Annotated in this window: 13 protein-coding genes and 3 pseudogenes; 6 read left to right on the forward strand and 10 right to left on the reverse strand. The window is 63.9% G+C overall.

What is annotated here, in order from left to right:
* Both KIH79_RS09575 and KIH79_RS09580 read right to left on the reverse strand, forming a co-directional pair.
* Positions 1–879 (reverse strand): aminotransferase class I/II-fold pyridoxal phosphate-dependent enzyme (locus KIH79_RS09575; RefSeq protein WP_219059183.1); only part of this gene is annotated, 879 nt, incomplete at its 3' end.
* Between the two features lie 166 nt (positions 880–1,045).
* The gene (locus tag KIH79_RS09580; RefSeq protein ID WP_219059184.1) at positions 1,046–2,110 is read right to left on the reverse strand and encodes a LysR family transcriptional regulator; all 1,065 of its coding nucleotides are present in this window, start codon (positions 2,108–2,110) and stop codon (positions 1,046–1,048) included.
* A gap of 296 nt (positions 2,111–2,406) precedes the next feature.
* Here KIH79_RS09580 and KIH79_RS09585 point away from each other — a divergent pair, with 296 nt between their 5' ends.
* Both KIH79_RS09585 and KIH79_RS09590 read left to right on the forward strand, forming a co-directional pair.
* Positions 2,407–4,026 (forward strand): type 2 periplasmic-binding domain-containing protein, encoded by a 1,620-nt coding sequence (locus KIH79_RS09585; RefSeq protein WP_219059185.1) that lies wholly within the window; start codon positions 2,407–2,409, stop codon positions 4,024–4,026.
* Positions 4,027–4,313: 287 nt separating this feature from the next.
* Positions 4,314–5,279: a family 43 glycosylhydrolase gene (locus tag KIH79_RS09590; protein WP_219059186.1), complete on the forward strand. Its 966-nt coding sequence runs from the start codon at positions 4,314–4,316 to the stop codon at positions 5,277–5,279.
* A gap of 80 nt (positions 5,280–5,359) precedes the next feature.
* Here the strand turns inward: KIH79_RS09590 and KIH79_RS13245 are convergent.
* The 8 genes and pseudogenes from KIH79_RS13245 to KIH79_RS09625 all read right to left on the reverse strand — a co-directional run.
* Positions 5,360–5,884 (reverse strand): annotated as a pseudogene (locus KIH79_RS13245) (HD domain-containing protein); the annotation flags it as partial.
* 144 nt (positions 5,885–6,028) lie between these two features.
* Positions 6,029–6,208, reverse strand: a pseudogene (locus KIH79_RS13250) (HD domain-containing protein); the annotation flags it as partial.
* An 18-nt stretch (positions 6,209–6,226) separates the two neighbouring features.
* On the reverse strand, positions 6,227–7,102 hold the full coding sequence (locus KIH79_RS09600) for a class II glutamine amidotransferase (protein WP_219059188.1): 876 nt from the start codon (positions 7,100–7,102) through the stop codon (positions 6,227–6,229).
* Positions 7,103–7,690: 588 nt separating this feature from the next.
* Positions 7,691–9,868, reverse strand: a pseudogene (locus tag KIH79_RS09605) (KUP/HAK/KT family potassium transporter); the annotation flags it as partial.
* 321 nt (positions 9,869–10,189) lie between these two features.
* Positions 10,190–11,149 (reverse strand): TatD family hydrolase, encoded by a 960-nt coding sequence (locus KIH79_RS09610; RefSeq protein ID WP_219059189.1) that lies wholly within the window; start codon positions 11,147–11,149, stop codon positions 10,190–10,192.
* A gap of 327 nt (positions 11,150–11,476) precedes the next feature.
* The gene (locus KIH79_RS09615; RefSeq protein ID WP_236023781.1) at positions 11,477–12,451 is read right to left on the reverse strand and encodes a CTP synthase; all 975 of its coding nucleotides are present in this window, start codon (positions 12,449–12,451) and stop codon (positions 11,477–11,479) included.
* Between the two features lie 605 nt (positions 12,452–13,056).
* Positions 13,057–14,331, reverse strand: a complete 1,275-nt coding sequence (locus KIH79_RS09620) for an ATP-binding cassette domain-containing protein (RefSeq protein ID WP_236023782.1) — start codon at positions 14,329–14,331, stop codon at positions 13,057–13,059.
* Positions 14,328–15,680, reverse strand: coding sequence for an FtsX-like permease family protein (locus KIH79_RS09625; protein ID WP_219059190.1), 1,353 nt, complete (start codon positions 15,678–15,680; stop codon positions 14,328–14,330). Before KIH79_RS09625 ends, KIH79_RS09620 begins: the two co-directional genes overlap by 4 nt.
* A 551-nt stretch (positions 15,681–16,231) precedes the next feature.
* Here KIH79_RS09625 and KIH79_RS09630 point away from each other — a divergent pair.
* From KIH79_RS09630 to KIH79_RS09645, 4 genes are all read left to right on the forward strand, one after another.
* Positions 16,232–17,722 (forward strand): LCP family protein, encoded by a 1,491-nt coding sequence (locus KIH79_RS09630; protein ID WP_219059191.1) that lies wholly within the window; start codon positions 16,232–16,234, stop codon positions 17,720–17,722.
* 276 nt (positions 17,723–17,998) lie between these two features.
* Positions 17,999–20,308: a DUF4012 domain-containing protein gene (locus KIH79_RS09635; protein ID WP_219059192.1), complete on the forward strand. Its 2,310-nt coding sequence runs from the start codon at positions 17,999–18,001 to the stop codon at positions 20,306–20,308.
* A 165-nt stretch (positions 20,309–20,473) separates the two neighbouring features.
* A complete protein-coding gene (locus tag KIH79_RS09640) occupies positions 20,474–22,258 on the forward strand; it encodes a DUF6020 family protein (protein ID WP_219059193.1) in 1,785 nt (594 codons plus the stop codon).
* A gap of 172 nt (positions 22,259–22,430) precedes the next feature.
* Positions 22,431–24,413, forward strand: a complete 1,983-nt coding sequence (locus KIH79_RS09645) for a glycoside hydrolase family 25 protein (RefSeq protein WP_219059200.1) — start codon at positions 22,431–22,433, stop codon at positions 24,411–24,413.
* Positions 24,414–24,489 lie beyond the last annotated feature (76 nt).

The raw sequence follows: 24,489 nt of genomic DNA on the forward strand, positions 1-24,489 counted from the left end.
CGACCACTCGCAGCGGTCCTCCCACATGCGAACGTCGTCGGGGTTCGTCAGAATCACCTGCGCGCACTTCGTGCCCGGAATATTGAACGACTTCGACGCGGACGTGGCGGTGAACGCCTGTCGCGCGGTCGTCTCGTTGATCGCGGCAAACGGGACGTGACGATGGCCGTCGAACACGAACGGCGCATGAATCTCGTCGGAGAATACGCGCACGCCGTACCGTTCGCACAGTGCGGACAGTCGCAGCATTTCGTCGGTGGTGCAGACCTTGCCGATCGGATTGTGCGGGTTGCACAGCACGAACGCGCGGCAGCCGTCGCGGAACGCGGCCTCGATCGCGTCGAAGTCGAACAGCCAGTCGCCGTCGGCCGCGTTGCCGTCGCAACCGTTGCCGTTGCCGTTGCGGTTGCCGCCGTCGCCGCCGTCGACGCGCAGCATCGGCATCTCGACCAGCTCGACGTCGTACAGCCGCGGCAGGCTCAGGAACGGCATGTACGCGGGCGTTGGCACGATCACGCGGTTGCCGTGGCCGACGATCTCGCGCAGGAAAATCTCGAACGCCTCGACCACGTCCGGCACGACGCGCACCTGCTCCGGGTCCACGTTCCAACCGTAACGCAGCCGCTGCCAGTCGGCGCACGCCTTGGCGACGTGGCGCTTCCACGGCGTCGGGATGTAGCCGAGCGCACATCCTTGCACCGCGCGGTCGATGGCGCGCTGGATGCACGGCGCGAGGCCGAAGTCCATTTCCGCGATGAACGCGCCCACGCAGCCCGGGTAGCGCGACCACTTATCGCTGCCGTTTTGCGCGAGCTTGTCCGCGGTGAGCGCGTCGATGGCCTGGGCGTCGAATCCGATGATGTCCTTCACGTAATCCATGCCTCTACTCTCGCGCTTCGGCAGGGGTCACGGAAGCCGCGAACGCCGCATGTCGCTTAGACGATCCATAAGCAAACGAATGGGTCATGCGTTGCGGTGCGTGACGGGATCGAGCCGTCGCGCAATGGCTGCGGAATGGTGGGACGGCGGCCGGAATCCCGGTGCCTCAGTGTTCCGGCAGGGGAGGTTCAAGCAGGGGAGCGGCGGCCCAGCGCAGCTCGTCGACGAGCGTGCGCACGGCCGGCCGGTCGTCGCCGCGCCGCGTGACGATGCCGACGCCGCGCCTCGCGTACGGGTCGTCGATCGGCAGCAGCTCGAGATTCGCCGGCAGCGGTGCCATCGACGCGAGTCGCGAGACGATCGACACGTTCGCGCCGATCGCGACGAGGCTCTGCGTGGTCGCGTAGTCGTCGACGCAGTACGTGATGTCCGGCTCGAATCCCTCGCGCCGCGCCATGCTCAGCAGATTCGTCTGGCAGAACGGGCAGCCGGCGATCCAGCCGTGGTCCGCGTATTCGCGCAGGTGCACGGGGTGTCCGACGGGGTGCGCGTCACTGGCCTGCTGCGCCGATCGCGTCGTCTGCGTTCCGTCTTCGGCTGCGTCGGGCGCGCGTGTGCCGGCGGACTCGCCGCGCGACGGATCGGGCGTTTTGCGAACGAGCAGCAGCAGCGGATCGTTGCCGAGATAGTCGAACTGCAGATCGTCGTCGATGACGAGATACTGCGGGATGCTTTCGTAGCGGAAGACGACCGCGCAGTCGGCCTCGCCGTGCGCCACGTCGGCGATCGCCTCCGGCGGTTCGCTCTGCGCGAGGCTGACGTCGATCGGCGAGTCGACGCTGAGCTTGGCGAGCGCGCGCGAGACGATCGTCGAACAGATCGACGGCGGCGCGAGCAGACGCAGCGACGTGTCCGTGCGTCGCTGGTATTCCGCGAATTCCTTGCCGGCTTGCGCGAGACGCAATGCGATGAGTTCACCGTGCTTGGCGAGGATCGCGCCGGCGGGCGTGAGCGCGGCGCCGCGGCCGGTGCGTTCGATGAGCTGGCAGCCGCAGTCGCGTTCGAGCTTGCGCACCTGCTGGCTGACGGCCGGCTGCGACCAGCCGAGCACGCGCGCGGCCGCGGTCAGCGATCCCTCCGATCCGACGCGCCACAGCGTGACCAGTAGATTTGGATCAAGATTGACGGTCGTGTCGTCGAACGCGACCGCATATTCGCCGGAACCTTCCATAATTTCTCTCCTTGTATCCAACATGCAAGCGGGTGCGGACAGTTTGGCGGTCGACGGTTGCGGTATGACCGTGGATATGGTCGGGAGTCGTCGGAGGCGCCGTTTTCCGCCGTGCGGCGGCGGTCGCGGCGGGGTGTTTCGGCCGATGCGACACGCGAGGCTCGGCGTAACTGGTTGACACGATTCAAGAAATTCGATATAACATAGCCGTTGTTTGTTTGACACGATTCAAACAAACGAGAGGCTGGTATTCAAGGACGGATGCCAGCTACAGTCAACACAGACGGGAAACAATCATGCGCACCAGGAAGAGCAGTGTGATTCTCAAGGGCTTTGCGGCCGCGTCATCGCTGGCGATGCTCGCGTCGGTTGCGGCGTGCGGCGCCAGCACTGCGAACAACGCCAAAACTTCGGCCGGCAAGCCGGTCGTCAAGATTCTGGTCGTCAAGGCCAGCACGCAGATCCCGATGAAAGACATGGCGTGGACGCAGTCCCTTGAAAAGGACGCCGGCGTCAAGATCAAGTGGCAGGAAGTCCAGCAGAGCGCTTGGGATCAGCAGAAGAACGCCTCCCTCGCGGCCGGTGACGTCGCGGACCTCAACATCCGCGCCTACAATCCGGACGACACCGCCAAGAATCCTGACGTGTTCGAGGAACTCACCGACGACATCGACAAGATGCCCAACGTCAAGAAGTTCTTCGAAGAAAAGCCCATCGCGAAGAAGTTCGTCGAGGTCAGCGGCAAGATTCGCGTGCTGCCGTCCGATCGCGGCAAGGGCTACCTCGCCTCCGGACAGCACATGCTCATTAACAAGCAGTGGCTCGACAAGCTCGGGCTCAAGGTGCCGACCACCTGGGATGAGCTGACCAAGGTGCTCGAGGCGTTCAAGACCAAGGATCCGAACGGCAACGGCAAGCAGGATGAAATCCCGATGCACCTGCGCGCCCTGCCGACCGCGCAGGTCGGCATGTGGTGGAGTCCGTTCCTGTTCCTCAACTCCACCGGCATCGTCACGCAGTACAACGCTGGCCCATCCGGCAACGGCATCTACGTCAAGGACGGCAAGGTCGGCAACTACATGCAGACCGACGAGTTCCGTCAGGTGCTCGACTATCTCGCTTCGCTTAAGAAGGCCGGCCTCGTGCCCGACAACTGGGTGACGCTCGACGACAGCAAGTACTGGGCGCAGCTGCAGCCCGGCGGTTCCGAAGCGACCGTCGGCGCGGCATTCGGCTGGGACGGCACCGCGTTCGGCGACATCGGTTCCGATCTGTACAAGCAGTACATCACCATCCCCGTGCCGTCCGCGCCGGGCGTCTCCGCGTCCGAAACCGTGTGGGACGGCTCGCGTGAAAACAACGAGTTCGAGGACTACCACATGTCCATGAGCGCGAACGCGGCCAACAAGGAAGCCTGCCTGAAGGTCATCAACCTGCTGTATTCCGAAAAGTACTCCGTCCAGCAGCTGTACGGCGCGATTCCCGAATACCTGGAGGACAACGGCAACAGCACCTATACCATCACCCAGGCGCAGCGCGATGCGTGGGCCGCGGGCAAGGGACCGGCCCTCGCCGACCGTCTCGCCGGATGGATTCCGGACAGCGTGACCATCAAGGGCGACCAATCGATGGATTCCATCCAGAAAGCCGATCAGGCCAACGCCGAGCAGTACAAGAACTATGACCACACCAAGGACATGATGCCGATCTACGTTCGTCTCGACGAGGCGGATCAGACCACGGTTGCCAACGACTTCACCAACGTGTTCGACTACGCGATGCCGGAAGTCGCCAAGTTCGTGCAGGACGGCACCACCGACGCGACGTGGCAGCAGTTCCAGGACCAGCTCAAGCAGCTCAACATCGACGAGCCGACCCAGCTGTGGCAGAAGGCGTACGACAAGTACGTCAAGTAGCGGGCGTCCCGCCCGTCGGCGTAAACCGGCGACGTACCCGTGACGATGGCCGCATCTCCGGTGTGGGGTGCGGCCATCGCCGTATGTGTTCCCATTGTGTCCCCATTTTCACGACAAAACACTGCAACACGATTTGTCTCGATTCAAGTCGTCATGTATAACGATACATAGCATGTAATCGCACGATTCGCGAAGGTTCGGCACGGCCGGGCGCAACGTGGTGCCGGCAACGACTTGGCGGCCGATCGCGCGAGCGAACAACAAAACACCAGAAAGGCCTGAACATTATGACCGTACTCGAACAGCCGGTCGTCCGCGCGGTGCCGCGCGACGAACTGCCGCATCGCGTCAACAATATGCGGCTTGCCACCAACCCGCTGCAGCGCTACTGCGCCGACCCGAACCTCGCCATCTTCGACGGGCACTACTTCCTCTACTGCACCGACGACGGCGTGGACAACTGGGGCACTACCGCGTTCAGCGTGTACGTGTCCGACGATCTCGCCTCGTGGAAGCGCTACCCGGCGCTCGACTTGCGCGACGTGCCGTGGTGGGACGGCTCCGACGGCGCGTGGGCGCCGAGCATCGTGCAGCGTCCCGACGGACGCTACGTGTTCTACTTCGTCGCCGGATCGCAGATCGGCGCGGCCGTCGCCGAATCGCCGTACGGACCGTTCGTCGCCGAGCCCGAGCCGATCATCCGCAAGGGCACGTTCGACTGCCACACGATCGACCCCGGCGTGTTCGTGGACGAGGACGGCACGCGCTATCTGCTGTGGGGCAACGGACGCGCGTGGGCCGCGCCGCTTAACGACGACTGCGTTTCGTTCGACGAATCGCGCGCGTTCAGCTGGGTGCCCGGTGACTTCCGCGAGGCGATCTGGCTGCACCAGCGCGACGGCGTCTACTATGCGAGCTGGAGCGAAAACGACGCGCGCGATCCGGAATACTGCGTCAAATACGCGACCGCACCGTCCCTGCACGGTCCGTGGAGCGAGCCGCGCACGCTCATCGAGCAGGATCCCGAGCACAAGCTGTACGCCACCGGACACCACAACATCGTGAACATCCCCGGCACCGACGAATGGATCGTCGCCTACCACCGCTTCGCGTACAACCCCGTCGGCCGCTGGCACGGCGGCAACGGCTGCCACCGCGAAACCGTGTTCGCGCCGCTCGTGCACAAGGCGGACGGCTCGCTCGCGCGCATCATCCCGCAGATCGGCTCCTACGTGCGCCCGCTCTCCTTCTGAGCGGCTGCTACGTCTCCTGTCGAGTGGCTGCTAGGCGCCGCGGTTATTGGCGTCTGCTCTCTTTCGCGCCGCAGCCGGCGTCACACCATGCGCATGTGGTATTTCTCCGCGAGTGCGGCGATGTCGGGCCGGCCGTACCGCTCTACGAGGGCCAGCCAGCGGCGGCCGTTCTCCTCGCCGAAGCGCAGGGCCTTGGCGGTGTAGGCGTCGACGGACAGGAACTTGGGCGGCGTGGACTTGCTGTGGAACTTGTCGGCCACCATCACGGTTTCCTGCTCGAGGTTGACGGGCGCGTAGTCGTCGGGCGGCAGGGGCAGGTCCTGACGGATCACATCCTCGCGCGTGAGTCCCACGCCGGTGTGGTTGCGGGCGAATTGGGCGACCGATTCGTCCACGCCCTGCTCAAGCAGCCACTCGTAGCCGAGCAGGCCGTGCAGGATGTAGCGTTTGCCGTCGAATTTGAGCGGTTCGCCGTCGGAACCGTCGTGCTTGAGCACGCGGTAGGTACCGATGTCGTGCAGCAGGCCGCCGATCATGACAAGGCGCTCGTCGAGCAGGCGCGGCGGCACTTTGCCACCCTCCACTCCCCCGGTCGGGGGCACGGTCCATGACAGGCCCATCGTTGCGTCCGACGCGTCCGACGCGGCGACATTCGTCGGCGTGGCATCCTTCGGCACGGCATCCGTCGGCGCGATATCCGCCGCACCGTCCGGCAGTCCGGCGTTCACGTCGACCGGCTGCAGTTCGGGCGCGTCCTTCGGCAGCGTGCAGCGCCGGGAGAACAGCGCGTTCTGCCGGCGGGCCAGCTGGCAGGCGATGGTGGCGACGATCACGCAATGCGTGTGGATGAGCTCGTACGCCGCTTCGGAGGGGGAAATGCGACGATGCAGCTCGTCGATCTGTTCAAGTGTGGGAATGTATCCGCTCATACCGCCATTGTAGGGCGATCAGATGGAGCGGACGCGGAATTCGCCGGTGCGGTTGGAGGCGACGATCATCTGGTCGTTGTGCAGCTGCGTCCAGCCGTCGGCCTCGTCCTGCGCGAAGCCGGAGCTGGCCACGACCACGCCGGACGGCTTGCCGGTGCGCTGGTCGGCGTCGATCGCACGATAGCGAATCACGCGGTAGTCGTGCGCCTTGTCGGCCTTGCCGTACTGATCGTAGATTTCGACGATGCGCGGGCTGGTGACCTCACGACCGGCCGCGCACAGCGCGATGAACTGGTCCTCGCTCTGGATCATGCAGTTGTAGCTCGACTTCGGGTAGGCCTGACGCAGCTGGCGCACGGCCTGAGCCACGGCCTCATCGAGCGCGAAGCCGAATGCCACGTATTCGAGGATGATCGAGAAGAAGATCGCCGAATCGGAGCGACCGCCGGTGGACAGGAACGCGCCGCGGTTGACCGGATAGTCGCGGTTGTGGATGATGTTCACGCCGCGTTCGTCGGAGATGTCGCCGTTGTGGATGAACGACAGGCCGTTCGCGAAGAACGGCTGCTGGTTCTCCATGATGAGCGGCTGGTGGGAGCTGGCCAGACGCAGGTGCCACAGCGCGCCGCGCGCCGGATCGGCGGCGAAGTCGGCGGACAGCGGGTCGCGGTAAGCAGCGATGGTGCTCTTGTACAGTTTGACGCCGGTTTCGGGCGCGGGCGCGCCGCCGTCCCGGACGTGGGGCGGGTCCGCGGGCTCGGAGATCAGCGAGGCTCCCCAGCCGTCGTTGTGGATTTCGCTCAGCTCGACGAACTCGCGTGCTGCGGATTGACCGAGCACGTCGTTAAGGCTCAGGTTGTTCCCTGCCGTTGCGTATCCCAGTAATCTGCACATGGTTGATTACTGTACCGGAGCCGCGCCGCGACATGGCGGCGCGGTTATAGGTGTTCCTTATAGCTTGGTCTTGGGGTTGCCCTTAGCATTCGGCTCGGGGGCATTCGGCTTGGCCTGGGGCTTCGGCTTGGCCTGGGGCTTCGGTTCGGCCGTGGGTTTCGGTTCGGCCGTGGGTTTCGGTTCGGTCGTGGGTTTCGGCCCGTCCGCCGGCTTTAGCTCAACCGCCGGCGCGCCCGCGGAGCCGCCACGCACCGAACCGCCATGCACCGAACCGTCCGTCGCCGCACGATCAGACCCGCCGGCCGTGCCGTTGAGGTTCTTGCGACCGGCCTTGCCCGGTTCGGCGGGAATGCGCTGCATGACGACGGTGGTCTCTCCGTCGGAGGGGAGCCGGTGGCGCTGCGGTTCGGCGACGGGCCGCATGTCGGGCACACCCGCCATGCCCGTCATACCCGGCACGCCCGGCACACCCACCGAACCGGCAGCGCTCCGCTCCGGCCGCCCGCTCGCGTCGCGGGCCCCATCCTCGACAGAGGCGACGAGTTCGGCGAGCTGACCTGATTCGGCCATGCGCCCGTCGTTCGGCTTCCTGAGCGGCACGCGCTTGAGCCGCGGCGGGCGGCGCGTGGCGATGAACAACGGCTGCACTTCGATGATCGGATTAAACGGCGCGAGGCCGAACCATTTGACCGGCGAGCCGGCGACGTGACGGATCGCGTACTTGGTGCGCAGGGCGATCGCGCCTCGCGTGGTGACCTTCGATTCCGGCATGAGGTCCTTGTGGACCAGCACGTAGCGGATCGTGCCGATGTCGGGATCGGCGTCGACCTTCGGGTAGAGCGACTTCTGCTGCGGCAGCTCGCCGGAGCGGTTGAGATCGTGCATGATCTGGTGCAGGTACACGGGGATCGACTGCGAGACCTTGAACCCGAGGCGGATGCGCACGCGGAACAGGAAGTTGGTGCCGAAATTCTCGACCGAATACTCGCGCGTGAACGGCTCGTCGGTGGTCTGCACGGACACGGCCCACCATGCGCGGGCGCGCTTGGGGTGGTCGGCGAAAATCGAGAAGAAGATGTCCGTGTCGAGCCGGCGCATTTCGGAGTCGGCGGTCATGTACACGAGGTTGTCGGCGAAGTACGGGATGCGGAAGTCGCCGTGCAACCGTTCGAGCGCGGGCAGAAAATCGGCGGTCTTCATGTGCCGGCGCTGCGAACGTTCGATCTTCGTGCCCTCGTTCCACGTGTACATCACGAACAGGATCGCGAGCGTGAGCAGCATGGTGAACCAGCCGCCGTGCAGGAACTTCGCCATCGACGCGATGAAGAACATGAACTGGATCGCGAGGAACACGAGCAGGAACAGCGCCGCGCCGAACCGGCGTCCGCTGTACCAGATGTACACGGCGAGCAGCACGGTGGTCGTGATCATCGTGACCGTGAGCGCAAGGCCGTACGCGGCGGAAATGTGCTCGGAGTCGCGGAACAGCGCGAGCACGGACAGCGTCGCCGCCAGCAGCACGCCGTTGACGACCGGAATGTACAGCTGACCGCGCGTGCGCGCCGGGTAGCGCACCTGCAGGTGCGGCATCCAGTTGAGTCGCGTCGCTTCGGACACCATGGTGAACGCGCCGGTGATGAGGGCCTGCGAGGCGATCACGCCGGCCGCGACGGACAGGATCACGGCCACGTAGCGCACGTTCGGGTTCATCATCTGGAAGAACGGGTTGAGCGTGGTGACGCGGGCGAGCGCCGGATTGTGCTGGTTGCGCAGCATCCACGCGCCCTGTCCGAAGTAGCACAGCACGAGCGAGATCTTGATGAACGGCCAGGTGAAGTAGATGTTGCCGCGGCCCACGTGGCCCATGTCGGAGTAGAGCGCCTCCGCGCCGGTGGTCGAGAGGAACACGGTGCCCATGAGCGCGATGCCGGCGGCGTTGTGCGGGCTGAACAGGAATTTGATGCCGTAGACGGGGTTGAGCGCGGCGAACACGGTCCAGTCGCCGGCGAGGTTGACCGCACCCACGACCGCGAGGAACGTGAACCAGACGAGCACGACGGAGCCGAACACCTTGCCGATGCTTTCGGTGCCGCGCGACTGCACGCAGAACAGCACGACGATGATGACGACCGTGATCATGAGCGTCAGGTCGGGGTTTGCGTCGAACAGCGGCTCGATCTGCGGCAGGGTCGTCAGGCCTTCGACCGCGGAGCTGATGGACACGGCCGGCGTGAGCACCGAATCGGCCAGGAACGCCGCGCCGCCGACCATGGCCGGGATCGCGAGCCACGATCCGTGGCGGCGGATCAGCGAGTAGAGCGCAAAGATGCCGCCTTCGCCGTTGTTGTCGATGCGCATAGCGATGAGCACGTATTTGACGGTCGTGATCAGCGTGATCGACCAGAAAATCAGGGACAGCAGGCCGAGCACGGCCTCGCGGTCGGCGTTCGCGATGCCGCCCTGCCCGGACAGGAACGTCTGCGCGGTGTACAGGGGCGAGGTGCCGATGTCGCCGTAGACGACGCCGAGCGCCACGATCGACATGGCGAGGGAGATTTTGTCGGGCCCGGACTGCAGTTTGGCCCACCAGCGTCCCAGTGGTCCCTTGGACGCGGTTTCGTACAGCTTTACGGCCTCTTTCTGTTCGGCCTGGCGCTGCTTGGTAAGTTCTTCTTTTTCCTCTTCGGTCAGGGTTCTGCGGGAAACCTTGGGCACATTGGTGAACGTGTCGGCTTTCAGCAGGGTTTCGTCAGGTTGTTGCGCCATAACGCATCCTCCACATTGGCGGGGAGTTTCCCCGCTCATGCACCACCTCACATGCAAAGAAACCCGTCGGAGGGTTCCGGCGGACTTCTTCGTTGCTTAAGCGGTCAGTATAGGCGCGTGCCGAATGTTTGCCAAATCATCACACAATCACGGCTGAATCGTGTAGACATCCGTTGACCGGCTGTCGCATTGCGGTCGCACGATCACGCGACCACGCTAATCACGCAACCGTGTGAGCCAATCGCACACATCAATCACACGCGATCACGCACCAATCGCACCGATCACGCCAACCACGCAAACGTCCGCGACAGGCCGTCATCAGATGCCGTACACCTCGCGCGTGGTGCGCCGCGTCGCGCGCGCGACTTCGGCCACGGGCAGGTCGAACACGTCGGCGAGCGCGGCGAGCGTGTACGGGATCATGTACGGCGCGTTGGTGCGTCCGCGGTACGGCATGGGCGTCAGGTATGGCGCGTCGGTTTCGACCATGATGTGATCGAGTCCGACGATGCGCGCGGATTCGCGGATGCCGTCGTTGCCCTTGTAGCTGCACGTGCCGGACATGCTCAGGTACCAGCCGTGCTCCTTGGCGACCTGCGCCATGTCGGCGTCGCCGGAATAGCTGTGGAAGACGGTGCGTTCGGGCGCGCCGTCGGCGAGGAGTGTGTCGATGACTTCGGCGTGCGAGTCGCGGTCGTGGATCTGCATGGGCAGGCCGAGTTCCTTGGCGAGCGCGATGTGCGCGCGGAACGCCTCGATCTGGAGGTGCTTGGCGGATTCGCCGGTGCGGAACAGATCCATGCCGGTTTCGCCGATGGCGACGACCTGCTTGGGATAGGCGCGCGCGAGCCGGTCGACTTCGGCCATGGCGTCGTCGAAGCTCACGTCGTGGTACGGCTTGTACTTGACGGCGAGTCCGTCCGGTCCGGGTGCGGCGCGATGGCCGTGGCGCACGGCCTCGTTGGGATGGATCGCGATGGCCGCATGGACTTGGCCGGGATGTTCGCGGGCCATGTCGATGGCGACCTGCAGGTTCGGCAGTTCGCAGCCGCAGTCGATGATGCCGCTCACGCCGACGGCCGCGGCCTGCGCGAGCAGTTCGTCGACGCCGTACACGGGGACTTCCGGCTGGCCCTTTTCGACGGCCTCGTGGCTCATGGCCCGCGCGAACGGTACGACGGAGGCGACGTGCGTGTGATTGTCGATGACCTGCGCGTCGGCCGGCAGCGCAGGCGGCGCGGGCGCCCAGCTGCGGTCGCGATGGTGATGCTTGCTCATGCACCCCAGTCTATGAAGGGGCCTGCCATCCACCAGCAGGGCCGCATCCGCCCCCTCCCCGCTGCGCCTCATGGCTTACACCATCCGCCATAGGCTGTGCTTTTGAAACCGCTCTCTCGCGTTTTGCTTTATGGCGAACAACCTCGTGGTCCCCGCCATAAACCAACGCCAAGCACCCCTTTTGCGTTGGTCTCTGGTGAGCAGTCAACGGCTCTAGCCATAAACCAACGCTGCGAGGGCGTTGAGCGTTGGTTTATGGCAAGAATCATCATCCGGCTGTGTCCCGGCGAGGGGAACGAGGCTAGCCCCTCCGGATTGGAATCAGCGTCATCCCGATCGGAACGGCTCGCCTGCACGGGGCACCCCGGCCTCCGTCAGCTTTATCGTCACGGGAGTACGGCGAACAACGTCATCGTAATCGACTCGTACAATCACATCGACCTTTCCCCATGTCAGCAGGGCGCGTTCCCGTCTGGTCTGCCGGTTCACCACCGTTCTGATGGACTGCCGATTAGTCATGGCGGGATCCGTGTATTTCGCCATGCCGTCATATTCGGCCACAATGATGCGACCATCTCTCAGAAACCAGACAAAATCCGCCCGGTACCATTCATTCGGATCGTTCGGATTCACGAATACATGCTGCAGCACCGGAATCATGAACCCGTCCTCCACGATCACGGCGCGCAACAGGGATTCCCCTCCGTTTTCACTGCGTGGATCCGCATAATCCAACAGACGACTCACAGGCGTGCAATCCCGACGCACACCGCTGCAGAACTCCCGCACCTCATCCTTCGTCACGCCTGATCTCAGCAGCGCCGAATCGAAGATGGCCAGAGCCTGGCAGAACGGCAGTAGCAGACCGCAATCCACTAGCGTGCGAGGAACGGAAGTTACCGTCACACCACCGACGACGGTGGACGGAATCGACGACATGGAAATGTAGTTCAGCCCGCATCGTGGACCGGAACTGCGAACGGAATCCGCCACATACAATCCCGGACGGTGGATACTCCACTGATGGTCGAATCTGTATATGGCGGCGGCGGTCGGCCCAGCGAACACCCAACCCGGATGACGTAGCGATAGGGCCTTGGCCATATGCACGGTCTGGACTGCAGGGTTCAAGCCGTTCCAATACGTCGCGTCCGCATACAATCCACGATGGGGACGTATCACCTGCCCGCATCGGACACGGCGGGACAAAGCCATAAGGTCGGCATCATTTTGCGGGATGGCGCATCGTCCATCGCGATGAGCCTCCGCCAGCAAGCGATTGATTCGATGATGCGTTTTCATGCTCCGACCATATTCTCAATCATCCCGGTGTCCACCGGTTTTCGAGGTATGTGGACGCAGACTCGACTTATCGGCGTGTTGTGGATAACTGTCTTGTGGATAACTTGGTACGGGATATACGGTCATCCGTCATGATCCACTCCGACCGCCGATCCAGCTGAAGGTTTTGGCCAGGAGCCGGCGCCAAGCGTCCATGCGGCATTGACGGGTAACAGATGATTCCCGCCATAAGCTGACGCTCCAAACCCTCTTTTGCGGTGGTTTCTGGTGAGCAGTCAACGGCTTTCGCCATAAATCAACGCCAAGCACCCCTTTTGCGTTGGGCTTTGGCGAGTGATAGATGATTCCCGCCATAAACCAACGCTGCGAGGGTGTTCAGCGTTGGTTTATGGCAAGGATCATGTTGGATAGGCGCCGACGGAGGGAGACGTTTGTAGGCGGAGGAACGAGCCGACAACACATCAACCGAAGGCTGTCCATGAATTGGATGTCGAGGCTCCGCCAGCATTGTGAAGAGCGGCGCATGGAGAAGTCTTCCGGCGGAATCGCCGGAAGACTTCTTTCGATGGAGTTACGGACCCGGTATGAACATCCGATTTGCGATCCTACTCGCTCAGATACGTGACGCTTCCCGCGACCTCGGCCACCTCGTCGTCGGAGGTGAGCACCACCACGCAGCGCTTGTTGTCGCCGTGCGTGAGCGACAGCAGCGTCTTGAGCACGGTCACGCTGTCGTCCGCGTCCAGACCGCCGGTCGGCTCGTCGGCGATGATGACCTCCGCGTCGCACGAGATCGCGCGCGCGATCGCCACCAGACGCCGCTGCACCTCCGGCAGCTTGCCGGCCGGTACGTTCGGCGTGTCCGCGTCGAAGCCCACGCGCGCGAGCAGCTCACGCGCCAGCACCGGCTTCGGCTTGAGGAACGTGCGCCCGGAGGCGTCCATCGCGTACAGCACGTTCTGCTCGGCGTTCAGATCGTCGCGCACCGCGTAGCGCTGCGGAATCAGGCCGAACCGGTGTCCGAGCAGTTCGCCCGGATCGATTTCGAGCACGTTGAGGCTCTTGTTCATCACCGCGCCGTCGGTCGGACGCGTCATACCGGTCACGAGGCCGAGCAGCGCGACGCGTTCGTCGTCGCCGTCCACGCGGACCGCGTACAGGTGGCCCTTGTAGAAGGACGCGCTCACGCGGTCGAGCGTGTTGTGGCCGCTCTTGCGGTCGGTGAGCGTCACCTTGTTGAACGCGAGCGACGGGTATGCCTTGAGCAGCTTGTCGTCCTCGCGGCCCGCCTTGAGTTCCTTGTCGAGTCGGACGGACAGGCGCAGCGACTGGTCGTCGGCCGAAGCGCCGTGATGGTCGGCGTCGACCGGAATCGCGGCGGCCTGTGCGACCGCGTCGTCCTGCTTGCCGAGCGCGAGCGTTTCGTTGACGCGCGCCGCGTTGGCCGCGGCCACGCCGGCCACGTCGCCGATGACGGCGTTGCCGGAGACGGCATCGGCGGATGATTCGGCGTTCGTCGCATCGTCGTCAGCGGATGCCGGTGATGCGAGACCGTCGGCCGCGTTCGCAAGGTCGACGGCGACGGTCGCGTCGTCGTCCGCTGTGGTGGTGTCCGCCGCGGACTCTGCGGCGTCGGCATTGTCGTCGTCATCGTCGAACACGATGCTGAACTGCACGTCCTGCGCCTCGTCGGCGGGCTGTTCGCCCGCACCGGTCGTGCCAGTGGCCGTTGCTTCGGCAGGCGTCGTCTCGTCGCGTTCGTCGGTCGCGTTGTCGGTGGTGTCGGTCGTCATGTCGTCCTTCTTGCTGTCGTCCGCGGATTCGTTCGCGGATTCGCGAACGGTTTGGTAGATGTCATCGTTGTTGCGTGCGTCGCTCATGCCTGCACCTCCTCGGATGCAGTGCCGGACGCAACGCCGCCGCGCGCCGCAAACAGCTTCTTCGGGCCGAAGCAGCACACGCGCAGCGCCGCGACGATGCCGAGCACGAGCACGCAGGCCAACCCGATCCAGCCGACATGCCAGATCATGCCGCCGTCCACGGTGGTCGCGTAGCCGGTGGCAAGCGAGGCGCCGAGCGGCTTGGCCGCGAATCCGCCGACCAACAGACCGAGTCCGAGACCGACCAGCAGCGGGATGAACGCTTCGAGCATAAGCTGCCAGCCCATGCGTCCGCGGGTCACGCCGCAGACCAGCGCCGCACCGATCTCCGCGCCGCGCTTCCACACGCTCAGCAGCACGAGCGCGAGCAGCAGCACGCCGCCGGCCGCGAGCAACGCGATGGACGCCGTGTTCATGCGCTCGTTCAGCGACACGATCGGCTTGATCTTCTGCTCGTACTTGGCGATGGTCGGCGAGGACACCTCGTAGCCGGCCTTGATCGTCTTCTTGACGTTCTTGACGAATTTGTTGTAGTCGCTCATGGAGCTGAATTCGAACACGTAGCTCAGGTCCGGCTTGCTCCAGTCGGAGGCCTTCTCGTTGGCCCATTCGGTGGCGTACATGGTGCTGTAGGCCACGTAGATCGCGTTGTCGCGGTTGTCCTTGGCGAGCTTGGCGTCGGAGCCGTGGCCGGCGGCCGCCTCGTCGGTGTACTCGTAGATGCCGCGCACCACGAGTTCGGTGGTCTTCTTCGCGTCGGACGGGCTGGCGATGGTGAACTTGTCGCCGACCTTGAGATTGTTCTTGCTGGCGAGCGCCTGCGAGATGAGCGCGCCCTTCTCGGCCTTGCCGGAGTAGCTCAGATGCTTGCCCTTGACGACCTTGTAGGAGCCGAGGTCGTTGTCGCGTGCGGTGTTGACGGAGGTGAACGCCTTGAGCGTGAATTCGCCGCCGGTTTTGCTCGCGTCGGCGTCGGACTTGCCTGCGATGGCCTGGATGGAGCCGCTGGTTTGGCGCACGGGGAACGATTCGGATGCGGCGACGTTGGCGAGCGTGATGTTGGCGGTGGTGACGACCGCGTAGTAGCCGTTGTATGTGTCGGTGGTCAGGTAGTTCTTGACCCAGCTGGAGTCGGTGCCGTCGTACTTGGCCTGCTGGTCGGCGGTCATGCGCACGATGGCGCCCGGCGCGAGGGACGCGCGGTCGGTGACGGTTGCCGTGGTGTTCGCCTGCCGCACTGACAGCGTGAACAGCGACCCGAAGGCGACGACGAGTGCGATGACGAGGATCAGCGCCGTGCGCAGTTTGTGGCGCACGAGTTGACCCCAGGCGTTCTTGAGAACGAACATGCGGCTTCTCCAGTTCTCCCGAGTTGGGCGGTCGCGCGTCATCATGGCGCGTGCCGTCGGTTGCGTTGGCCGGAATGCCGCCGGTTGCGAACGTTCCCGGCATTGGGCCGGGACGTGCCGTGCCGGCAGGGCGTAGGCATCCCGTGGCAACACTATGGCTGTGGTATGTGGATGTTTTCTTGTCGAAGTCTACTGTAGTCCTGCAATAAGTCTGGGAAAATCCTGAACGCGACATGCGCGGACGGCGTCGCGCAACGGTCCCCGAATCCCGGTCGCACAAGACAACGTAGCCGAAAGCGGCGTCCCGTCGCGAAAGCATTGCTGTTCACCGGAAGGTCACTTTCTGTTATACTTCCCCTACGTACATGCAATTCGCTGCGCAACAGCGCATCGTCGGCGGCTCCATGCGGAGCGAACCCGCGTCGCATCGCGATTCGTCGCGAGATTCACGGCCTTCCATTCACGGATCGTCAGGATCGTCATTCGGCTTGTGGCCGTGCGCGGGCATGGACGGCGCGCACCGGCTGCGCTCGGCGAGCGGGAGGTAGACCATGGCCGCGCACAAGCTCACGACTTCCGACGAACTGCCCAATCTTGTCTGGCATCGTGCCGGCACGCCGCGTCATTCGCTGGGATATCAGGTGAGCCATCGGGCGGTCACGGTGGTGGCGATGGTGCTGATCGCGGCGCTGACGTTCGTGGGCACGGCCGCGGCCGCGGTGTGGAACGACATGTCCGGCACGGTGAAGGCGCAGGGCGTGCATTCGATCGTGCAGGACGGCAAGGATGATACGGAGAACACGCTGGTCGACCCGTACGCGAACGAACCGATCGACATTCTGCTGATCGGCCAGGATACGCGCGAGGGCAGCGCGAACACGGCGGTCGGCGGCGCGGCCGACGATACGCAGGGGCTCCATAACTCGGATACGACGATGGTCATGCAGATCGCCGCGGACCGCTCGTACATCAATCTGGTGTCGATTCCGCGCGACTCGATGGTCGACGTGCCGAGCTGCACGACGACGAACGGCGAGATCGCCGCGCAGTATTACGTGCGGTTCAACTCGATCTTCGCGAACGCGTACGCGACCGGCGGCGATCTCGCGTCGGCCGCGAGCTGCACGCTCAAGGCCGTGAACTCGCTGACCGGCATGGACATCAAGAACTTCATGGTCGTCGATTTCGGCGGTCTGGTGAACATGGTCGACGCGATCGGCGGCGTGGACATCTGCGTGCCGGTCGACACGCAGGACGACACCACGCAGCTCGACCTGAAGCGCGGCATCCATCATCTCGACGGCACGCAGGCCACGCAGTACGCGCGCATGCGCAAGGGCACCGGCACCGACGGTTCGGACATCATGCGCACCACGCGCCAGCAGTATCTGATCAAGCGGCTGGTCAAAACCGCGCTGTCGAAGAACTACGTCACGCAGACGGGCCAGCTGTACCAGCTGGCGAAGGCCGCGATCCAGTCCGTGCAGATGAGCGAAAGCCTTGCGGACGTGGCCACGCTGGCCGGACTCGCGGTGAGCCTGAAGGATTTCGATACGTCGCGCCTGTATTCGCAGACGGTGCCGATCGAGGCCGATCCGCTCAACCCGCAGGCCACGGTGGTGTGGGCCACGACGGCGGATGCGATGTGGAAGAAGCTGCGCGACCGCAAGCCGCTCGTCGAGACGAGCACGCAGTCGTCGGGCTCGTCCGATTCGTCCGGTTCGTCGACGGACGATTCCAGTTCGGACGCGTCGACCGACGGCACGACCGACGGTTCGACTGATGCGACCGACGGTTCGGACACGGGCGACACGTCCGATGCCGGCTCGTCCGACGGCGCGACGACGGGCGGCGCGGACGACGGTTCGACGTACAACGCGTCGACGAACACGATCACCACGGCCGACGGCACGCTGCTCGACGCCGACACGAACGGCATCATCGACCCCGAAACCGGCGCGATCACCGACCCGGACACCGGTCAGTTCATGGGCCTCGCCAACCGCTACATCGAAGTCACCTACTGCCAGGGCATTGCGTAAGGCGGCATCCCATACGTTCGACGCGTTAGTTATGAAGCTGGTGGAGTCTCGGCCCCCTCGGCTGAGGGGGCTGGCACGGCGCAGCCGTGACTGGGGGAGCGTCGCGGCACGCCAGTGCCGCCAACAAGCGCGATTTCAGTACTGACTACGTAGCGCGGCGTGTGAACGTGAACAATCCGCGCGTTCCGTGGGCGAACGCCATGCCTTTTTCATTTTGGCGCGCTACGATACGGTGCGTAACCGCGTATCGAACCAGCCACGACGGGAGAGCCACCCATGCGCCAGAACCCCTCTCAGCACGCCGCCCGCGCAGGCTCCGGCACACCGCAGAGGGAACCGGTCACACTCGCCCGCATCGCGTTGTACGCGCTGACGGCCGCCGCCGGCCTGGTGCTGTCCGCCATCCTGTTCTACGGCGTGTCGGTGGCGCGCATGTACGCGGACGCCACCGAACTGGTCAGCTCGGGCGAAAGCATCGCCAACAGCGCGCTCGGCTGCGGCGGCGACGTTGACGTGCCCACCGCGTCAAGCCGGTTCGTCACCTCCGCGCGCGCCCTGCGCGACGAGCTCAACACGCCGAAATGGACGTTCATCCGCGACCATACCGCGTACGGCAACGACATCGACGCCGCCCGCACCATGCTCGACGCGGTCGGCAATCTCGTCGACGGGCCGTTCTCCGACATGTCGGACGTGCTCACCCGTCTCAAAAGCTTCTCGTCGAGCAGCCAGACCATCGACCTGAGCCCGCTCAACGACCTGCCCAAGGTCGTCAAGGACGCCCGCGCGGACATCGCTGTCGAACAGAAGCGTCTCGCCACCATCCACGACACACGGCTGTCTGCGACAAGCCAGCTCGTCTCCGCCGGCCGCAGCGGCCTCAAGTCGGCCGACAACCTGCTCGACGAATACGACGAGCTCATCAACCTCGTCCCGCAACTGCTCGGCGACGACGGCGCGCGCACGTATCTGGTCGCGATCTACAACCCGGCCGAACTGCGCTCCGCCGGCGGCATGGTCGGCAACGTCGCCGCGGTCACCGCGGACCACGGCAAGGTGACGATCGGCGACTTCTCGGCCACCACCGACTTCGAATACGCGACCGAACCGCTTGACGAGGCGAACGTCAAGGAGGCCGAGGTGTTCGGCGAGTGGATCTGGAAGTACCCGCAGACCACCACCATGAACCCGAACTTCCGCCGCGCCGCGATCACGCTCGCGAACCAGTGGAAGGCGCAGAAGGGCAACACGAAGAAGAACGTGGCCGGCGTGGTGGCGCTCGACCCGGTGTTCATGCAGTCGCTCATCGGCGCGACCGGCTCGGTCACGCTGTCCGACGGCAAGGTGCTCGACGGTACGAACACGGTGAAGTTCTTCCTGCACGACCTGTACAACGACCATCCCAAGTACGAGGAGCAGAACAAGTACACGAACGCCGCGTCGAAGAAGATCATGAACCACGTCTTCTCCTCGCTGAACACGTCCACCGCGTCCGCCGTGCTCAAGGCCGTGCGTGACACGTCGGCCAGCTCGCATTTCAAACTGTGGATGCAATCCGACGACGAGTTCGCCGCGCTGGTGCAAACCGGCGTGATCGACGCGAACGCGGCCGGACTCCTGCCCGGCACCGAAACCGAGCCGGTGACCGGCGCGTACTTCTCCGAACTGCAGGCCAGCAAGCTCAGCTGGTATCTCGACGTGAGCGCGACCGTCACGAAGACCTGCGGCAAGACGTTCAACGCGTACAACGCGACGCTGTCGAGCGAGCAGGCGGCCGACGCGCCCGCCATGTCCACCGAGCTCGCCGGCGTGGACGCGAGCACGCTCGGCGACGAATACACGGTGGTGCTGCGCCTGAAGAACACGCTGACCGAAAAGCAGGCGAAGGAACTGCCCAAGTTCGTGACCGGCAAGGACAAGACCGGCTCGATGTTCCTGCGCACGACCCTGATGGCCCCGGCCGGCGGCGAAATCACGGCGATTTCGTACGGCAACGCGGTGATGCAGGCGAACGGTTCGGTTGATGATCATCAGTTCGTGGTGCTCGATCCGTCTGACGACGGCCTCGCGCCCGGCAAGACGGACGTGATCGTGTACACGGTGCGCGTGTCCGAGAAGGCCGGCGCGCGGGCGCTCGACTTCGTCACGACGCCGGTGATCGGCGAGAAAGGCACGTACACGGGCACCGGCGGCGCCGTGACCGACGAGTGCGGCACGGACGTGCCGGATGCGGCCGAGGATGCGGCGCTGGCCGGGACCGATGCCGGTTCCGGCTCGGACGGTTCCGGTGACGGTTCCGCGGATGGCGGCGTGCATGCCGGCGACAGCGGCGCGATCAACGGGACGGATGGCGTGAGCGGGTCCGATGAGTCGGGTTCGGGTTCGGGTACGTCCGGTTCTGGGTCGTCGGGTTCCGGTTCCGGGGCGTCCGGTGGCAAGGGATCGTCGTCCTCGTCCGGCAGTGGTTCGTCCGGCTCCTCGACGAGCACGGACGGCTCCGGCTCGGCCCTCACCCTCGACTCCCTCAACAAGCTCAAGTCCCAGATCGAATGCCCGGTGGACCTGAAGAAGCTTGCGTCCAAGTGATGCGGCTACGGGCCGATACGCTGCGAACCGACCCGACAACGGGTTTTAGCTCTCGTTCAACGTGCGTTCATGTCGGTGGCGTAAATCGTCCTCGGGAACGATGACGGTGGATTTCATACGGCGCGACACTAACGGGAGCAATTCATCCATCGAGCCGGGAGTGTCATGGAATCGGAGAAAGTCGAGGCAACGCATGCGGTGACATGGCAGTATGCCGTGCCTGTGATGTTGGGGATGATGTTCGCTCTGTGCACCTATGCCGCTTACCATGACGGACAGATCAGGTTCCGCAGTATCGGGTTGTATCTGCTGATGTTGCTGTTCGTGCCGCTGATGACGATCGTGTTTGCTGGCGCACGCGGATTGCTCCAACATTCCGCCACCGGTCGTGGAACGGAAAATGCCTCGACACAGACGATGTTGGACGTGACGGAGCGTACGCCGGAACGTCCGGCGACACATGTTGCGGATACCACGTCGGCCGGCTGGCGTCGCCTGCTGCGCATGCGTTTCGCCGTGCCCGACATCGCGATCGGCACTGCGGTGATCGTCGTTTGCTGGCTGCCGTATCTCGCGCTGTCGTACCCGGGCGCCTACTGGTGGGATACCACGTTGCAGATCGCCCAGTTTGAATCGTCTCCACGTGTGCTGTGGGACCAGCATCCATTCATGGATTCACTGCTGTTCGGCGCATTCGCCGAAGTCGGCAAGCTCGCATGGCATGACTGTCAGGCTGGATTGTTCATGCTCATCGTGCTGCAGACGGTCGCCGCTGCGGCAACGCTGGCGGCGCTTGCCACTTACCTGTGGCGATACGGCGTCTCCTGGAGGGCTCGCATCGCATGCTTATTGCTCTTCGCCCTGTTTCCGCCTTTTCCGCGCATGTTCGGCACGCTTGTCAAGGATACGGTGTTCATGCCGATGTTTGTCGTGTTCGTCATTATGTTCTGCGAGATCGTGCGGACCAAGGCCGCGGTGCTGCGTGTGCCGGCATTCCTCATGCCGTTCATACTGATTTGCGTCGGCATGGGACTGTCAAGGAAAACCGGAGCGTTGATCGTGCTGGGATCGATGCTGCTGCTTGCATTCGCCGAGATGGCCGTCCACATGCGTGCCGCATGTGTGATGCTTGGTGTGGCGACGTTGCTGGTCTGCTCGACCGTGGTGCCGCAGGCGGCCTCGCGTATAGTGGATATCCGGCACGGCCGCCCGCAGGAATCGCTGGCGTTGCCCATCCAACAGGTTGCCAATGCATGGATACACGAGGGGGACACGTTCACTGACGGAGAACGTGCCGCGCTCGAGGCGTTCTATACCAAGGACGCGGGCGCTCTGGCCTCCGCATACCGATACACGGCCGCCGATCCGGTCAAGGATCGGGTCAATCTTCACGGTTCTACGGGCAAACGGGCTTTCATGATGATTTGGCTGAAGCACGCTTTTCTGAATCCGGGCCCATATGCCAGCGCTTTCGCTGGACTCGCTGCCGGGTGGTTTTCCTTCCCGACCCCGCAGGACCTGAATGACGTGGGAGGCGCCGATTTGGGCATTCCGGCGGATTCGGTGCATCGCTACGAGCATATGGAAACGGTCGTCGGATGGCGGGACACTACGATCGGCGGCTCGCTGTTCCGCCATATGGATACGGTATTGGGACAAATTCCGGTGTTGAACCTGCTGTACTGCAAGGCGCTCTGGGGTTCGATCCTCCCATCGTTCTGCGTGTTCCTCGCGTTGTGTCGTCGTCGTGACGGCGGATACAGCACCGTCGCCCGTTGGCGTACCGTGATATGGATGTCCCCGATGCTGGTGACCGCGATGACGTTGTACGTCGGCCCTACATCCCTCTATCAGGAGGCGACTCGATACGTGTTTCCCCTGTTGTGCGTGATGCCGCTTGCTCTCGCGATCGCCTCGGCTTCTGACGATCGGCTCTATACGGCCTTGTGACCGTTCTTGCTGTGCTTCTTGCTCCGCCCATTCAGCTGGTTTTGTCATCATTCTGCGCGAATATCCGCCACCCGCACTAACCCCGATCGACGTTTCGGGTTACTGTAGAAGGCAGTTGTGCTCTTTTTCAATTCATGTTATGCGGAGTGCGGCGGGAACGAGTGGAGAAATGATGATCAAGTCGAAAACTGCAAAGTTATGCTGTGCCGCAGCGGTTGCAGCCGCGATGGCGCTTACCGTTGGAGCCGCTCCGGCGCTCGCTTTGACGGATACCGCTGTGGACGCGAAGACTGATTCCGTGCTGCTGGCGGATCAGGAGACGCCGTCGTCCGACGCGATGCCGGACAATCCCACGGTGGATCTGCCGCAGACCGTCAGCGATGACATTCCCGACGACGCGACCGTCGTCTCCACGGATCTTGCCGTCACCCCCGAGGGCGAAGTCAAGGATATCGAAACCGGCGAAACGATCACCGATCCCGAACTGGTCGGCACCAAGCACACGCAGGCGGATCCGCTGGCCAAAACCGATGGCGACTCATTCATTCCGGTTGACGCCGGCACGGTGAAGGACGCGGTGAACTCCGACTCGAACACCGCGGATGGTGCGGAAGGCACCACGCAGGGCGCTGTGTCCACCACGTCGTCGGTCGTCCGCCTCGCCGCTTTGGGCGGTAACGAATACGGTGCCCACTGGGGCAAGTACAACGGCAGCCCCGCCTTCTTCGAGGGCGACAACTCCCTGTTCGCGCAGAAGGCCAAGGGCGTGGTCGACGTTTCCGAATGGCAGCACAAGATCGATTGGGCCAAGGCCAAGGCCGACGGCGTGCAGGGCGCAATCATCCGCATCGGCTACGGTTGGGGCAATGGTCTCGACGCCACCGCCCAGTACAACATCGACGAATGCAAGCGACTCGGCATCCCGTTCGGCGTCTACCTGTACTCGTACGCGGAAAACGCAAACACCGGCAAGGCAGAAGGCCAGAACGTCGTCAATCTACTCAACCAAGCCGGAGTCTCCCCGAAGGATCTGTCCTATCCGGTCTTCTATGACCTCGAACGCTGGACGTGGACCGGCCACCAGCCTCCCACCAGCCCGAAGGTGTATGAAAGCATCGTGAACGCATGGTACGGCGTGCTCAAGTCCGCCGGATACACCAACCTGTCCATCTACTCCTATACCACGTATCTCAACGGACCGCTCAACAGCAGCTCCCTGCACGCCAAGACCCGCTGGGTCGCCCAGTACGGCGCGCAGATGACGTTCACCGGTTTCTCCACCAACGACCGCGGCTGGCAGTACACCTCCGGCGGTTCGGTCAAAGGCATCAGCGGCCGCGCCGACCTCAACGCGTTCGGCGTCGCCACCGTGAACGGAACTTCGAACGAGTCTGGCAATGAGAACAACAACTCCGGTGACGTGAACGGTTCCGACAACGAAAATGCCACCAATCCGGGAGACGCGACCTATCTGTCCGGCACCGGCTATTACGTGTCCAATTCCCTCAAGGGAGGTACGGCCGACTTCTCCTTCAGCTACGGTGATCAGGGCGATCTGGCGCTCGCCGGCGATTGGGACGGCGACGGCAAGGACTCCGTGGCCGTGCGGCGCAGCAATGAGTATCTGGTGCGCAATTCGCTGTCGTCCGGCAAACCGGATGTCCGCATCCGCTACGGGCGTGGCGACGACACCGTGCTGGTCGGTGATTGGGACGGCGACGGCAAGGACACGTTCGCGGTGCGTCGCGGAAACGCTTATTACTTTAAGAATTCCGTGACCAGCGGCGAAGCCGACGTGGTGATCCGTTACGGTCGTGCCGACGATCAGGTGTTCGTCGGCGATTGGGACGGCGACGGCAAGGATACGCTCGTTGTGCGCCGTGGCAATGCCTACTACTTCAAGAACTCGATTTCCGGCGGCGAGGCGGACACGGTGATCCGCTATGGTCGCGGCACCGATGAGGTACTGATCGGCGACTGGAATGGTGACGGCAAGGACACACTGGCCGTGCGCCGTGACAACAAGTACTTCGTCAAGAACTCGATCAGTGGCGGTGAGGCCGATACGGTGTTCCACTACGGTCGCGGATCCGACAATGTGTTGGTCGGTGATTGGGACGGCGACGGCAAGGACACGTTCATCGTGCACCGCTGAGTGCATCCCTGACCGGAGCATTATCCGGACGCGGCATTCAAGCCGTCCATATCGTTTTTTGAAGAGAGAAGAACAT

It is taken from the genome of Bifidobacterium miconis, assembly GCF_019331735.1.
In the GTDB taxonomy this organism is placed as follows: Bacteria; Actinomycetota; Actinomycetes; order Actinomycetales; family Bifidobacteriaceae; genus Bifidobacterium; species Bifidobacterium miconis.